This is a genomic window from Acinetobacter sp. UBA3132, from assembly GCF_002364825.1.
Taxonomy (GTDB): Bacteria; Pseudomonadota; Gammaproteobacteria; order Pseudomonadales; family Moraxellaceae; genus Acinetobacter; species Acinetobacter schindleri.
In genome coordinates this window covers 1-2,704 of sequence record NZ_DEZM01000201.1, presented here as the reverse complement: position 1 = coordinate 2,704, position 2,704 = coordinate 1, and the positions used below count along the sequence as shown (strand labels likewise).

General features: G+C 40.1%; 4 protein-coding genes. All 4 read left to right on the top strand.

The window, feature by feature from the left end; all coding sequences use genetic code 11:
* Positions 1-384 precede the first annotated feature (384 nt).
* The 4 genes from B4033_RS11250 to tolR all read left to right on the top strand — a co-directional run bounded on the left by B4033_RS11250 (position 385) and on the right by tolR (position 2,588).
* A complete protein-coding gene (locus B4033_RS11250; protein WP_286834063.1) occupies positions 385-780 on the top strand; it encodes a hypothetical protein in 396 nt (131 codons plus the stop codon).
* A gap of 225 nt (positions 781-1,005) precedes the next feature.
* Positions 1,006-1,413 carry a tol-pal system-associated acyl-CoA thioesterase gene (gene ybgC, locus B4033_RS11245; RefSeq protein ID WP_004815113.1) on the top strand — a complete coding sequence of 136 codons (408 nt, stop codon included), beginning with the start codon at positions 1,006-1,008 and terminating at the stop codon, positions 1,411-1,413.
* Between the two features lie 27 nt (positions 1,414-1,440).
* A complete protein-coding gene (tolQ, locus tag B4033_RS11240; protein ID WP_004815111.1) occupies positions 1,441-2,139 on the top strand; it encodes a protein TolQ in 699 nt (232 codons plus the stop codon).
* Positions 2,139-2,588 (top strand): protein TolR, encoded by a 450-nt coding sequence (gene tolR / locus B4033_RS11235; protein ID WP_004815110.1) that lies wholly within the window; start codon positions 2,139-2,141, stop codon positions 2,586-2,588. The genes tolQ and tolR overlap by 1 nt, the downstream gene beginning before the upstream one ends.
* Positions 2,589-2,704: the final 116 nt, after the last annotated feature.

Below are 2,704 nucleotides of genomic sequence, written 5' to 3'. Positions count from 1 at the left end.
TTTAAAAGCTGTCTAAATAACTTGTATTTTCAAATATATTTTTGCTTCAATATCTCCTGTCTTATCGTCTAATATTCAAGCATGTTAAATATTATATGATTTAAAACTTTAATTCTTTATTACATATTATGCTTACTCTTTACCGTTCGCTACAAATCCTCTCTTTGAAGATATTGATTGGTCTATATAAAACTTTTAAATTTAAAAAATGAGAAGCAATACTCACTTAAAATAAAAAGTGATTAAAATTCTTTAGAAAAAATATAAAGCTTAAACTGTCTATTCTGATTAAATTTTCTTCCATACATAGTTTTTAAAATACAAATAAAAATCAGCACATAGGCATTCTAAGACTATAAAAAAGTATTCAATGAGGATTAAGTCATGAAAGTGTTCTTATTGGCGACCTGCGCTATTTTATATCCAGCAATAACTTCTGCCCAAGATGTCTGGGAGTGCAATAATGCAATTTTGCAAAGTCTTTGCCCGCATCCAAATTGTATTAAAAACCCATCTAGTTCTTCACCAGATAAATTAACAATCTCAGTCAATCGTCATAAACATGTTTCCATCTGTACCGAAAATGCCTGCTGGAATGGTGAAGCTTCAGTGACTTACGTCAACGCTCAACCCCTACTTCAACTTCCTCAAATTCGCTGGGTAGATCGTGATCACCCTCATAACAGTCCAAGTTATGTACTGTCCATAAACCGCGATACGCAATCCATTTTCTTTAAAGGCGACTATGACAATCATCCAGTTCAATGTAGGACTGTTTAAAAATTAATTGATTAGTTCTTATCGCTAGCGGTCTCTCTAATACCGCCCCTACAGGTAAAATTTTTCACGTCTTTGAAATCTTGTGCCATTGGTCAAAGAAGTCAGTATGCTAAACTGCCCAGCCTGATATCACTTGACTTGTAGCCTGATTTTGGCAAATTCTAAGCTCAAAATTAGGTGCAGAAAGCAGCATTAATCTGCATGTAAAACCAATGGAAAAGCATTATGGCGAATAAATTTGAATTCAATATCCGCGTTTATATTGAAGACACAGATGCGGGTGGCATTGTCTATCACGCCAATCATATTCGCTTTATGGAACGTACACGTACCGAATGGCTGCGTGCATCAGGCATTAGCCACTACTGGCATCAAAAAGATTACAATTTTGTCGTACATAAAATTAACGTGAAATATTCGCGTCCTATTATGATGGATGACTTAATTACCGTCACTGCAAGTGTCGTTTCACTTAAAGCTTCATCTTTTGTATTGCAACAAAATATTTATCGTGGTGAAATCATGCTTGCATCGGGTGAGGTAGAGCTGGCCTGTATCGGCGCTGATATGCGTCCACGTCGCCTACCTGATGAAATACGCGACCTGATTCGACAAGAATTGGAACAAGATTAAAAAAATGAATTGGCACATGTAAACACTATGGCAACCGAGTTAGCATCATCCCTACAAGTATCAGATCTTATTTTACAAGCAAGCCCTGTCGTACAACTGGTTATGCTGTCTCTTTTACTGGCATCTCTGTATAGCTGGTATCTGATTGCCAAGCTTTACATGGGCTACAAAAAAGCACAGGCTGAAGATGAACATTTTCAGAAGATCTTCTGGTCTGGTGCTGAACTGAATACCCTTTATAACAATGCTCAGCTGAACTCTAAACGTACCGGTCTGGAAGATATTTTCTATCAGGGCCTGGGTGAGTTTCTTAAACTGAAAAAACGCAATGCCTCTACCACCCAGTCGATTGAAGGCACTGAACGTATTCTGCGCGTGGGCTTAAGCCGTGATCAGGGTAGCCTGGAAAATGGCTTAGGTGCCTTGGCCAGTATCGGTTCAGTTGCGCCTTATGTCGGTCTGTTCGGTACAGTCTGGGGCATCATGAATGCTTTCATTGGTCTGGCAGATGTGGATCAGGTCACGCTAGCAACTGTAGCGCCAGGCATTGCGGAAGCTTTAATTGCAACCGCAATTGGTTTATTTGCTGCCATTCCAGCAGTATTGGCATTCAACCATTACACAGCTAAAGGTGAAGCAGTTTATTCTGATCGTGCCCTGTTCGCAGAAGAAATGGTGGCCCTGTTACAACGTCAGTCACTTGGCCAGCCTCAGGACAATGACTAATGGCTATTCAACGTTCAGGACGCTTTGAGCGTATTAAAAAACCACTGAAAAGTGACATGAACGTCGTGCCTTATATTGACGTGATGTTGGTGCTTCTGGTGATTTTTATGGTGACGGCACCTATGATTACTACCGGTATTAAGGTTGATTTGCCACAAGCCAATAGCAATCCAATTCAAGCTGAGGACCGCCCTGCGATCGTGACTTTAGAAGCAGATGGTACGATTAAATTAGAAGATAAAAATCACGCAAATGATGTGTTAACGCTCGATGAATTAAAAACAGTCCTGACCAATGCACAAAATGAAGCACAGACTGCGAACAAACAGCTTAGCGTTTTGATTAATGGGAGTGAGACTCGTCCTTATGGCGAAGTCATGAAACTCATGTCTGCCCTACAGGATGCCGGTCTCGCACAAGTCGGCTTGCTTACCGCCCCTATAAAGTAATTTATGAAAGATTTCAAAAAGCCACCCTCTAAGCAGAAAGTGCTTGCGATTGGATTCACGATTGGAGTCCATACAGTCGCTTTGGTGGGATTACTTTATCTGGGGATGAGCAAACC

Coding starts and splice junctions, on each gene's coding strand:
- tolQ (WP_004815111.1), top strand. CDS start 1,441: ATGGCAACCGAGTTAGCATCATCCCTACAAGTATCAGATCTTATTTTA.
- tolR (WP_004815110.1), top strand. CDS start 2,139: ATGGCTATTCAACGTTCAGGACGCTTTGAGCGTATTAAAAAACCACTG.
- B4033_RS11250 (WP_286834063.1), top strand. CDS start 385: ATGAAAGTGTTCTTATTGGCGACCTGCGCTATTTTATATCCAGCAATA.
- ybgC (WP_004815113.1), top strand. CDS start 1,006: ATGGCGAATAAATTTGAATTCAATATCCGCGTTTATATTGAAGACACA.